This is a genomic window from Bartonella sp. LB28NMGDW (assembly GCF_042194435.1).
Taxonomy (GTDB): Bacteria; Pseudomonadota; Alphaproteobacteria; order Rhizobiales; family Rhizobiaceae; genus Bartonella; species Bartonella grahamii.
This window is the reverse complement of record NZ_JBHIMX010000161.1, coordinates 319-581: the sequence shown is the minus strand read 5'-3', so window position 1 is coordinate 581 and position 263 is coordinate 319. Positions and strand designations below refer to the sequence as shown.

The following is a 263-nucleotide window of genomic DNA, read 5'->3' as shown; positions in this document are numbered from 1 at the left end:
TTTTTAGATGTTCCTTATTCTCAAAAAGAAGAAGCAAAAAAATTAGGGGCTAAGTGGGATAAAGATGCAAAATCTTGGTATGTTCCTGCTGGTACAAATTTAGTTGAAAAAGGTTTGGATCGTTTTTCTCATGATAATTCAAAATTAAATACAGTTTTATCCGTGGAACAACAATTTAAGGAGGCGCTTCATTCTGCTGGTTTAATTGTTGAAAATCCACTTATGGATGGAAAATTGCATCGTGTTTCTGTTGAAAATGACAA

The 263-nt window shown here is 32.7% G+C and carries 1 protein-coding gene; it reads left to right on the top strand.

What is annotated here, in order from left to right; genetic code table 11:
- Positions 1-263 (top strand): DUF5710 domain-containing protein (locus ACFIKG_RS09805; RefSeq protein ID WP_375652253.1); only part of this gene is annotated, 263 nt, incomplete at both ends.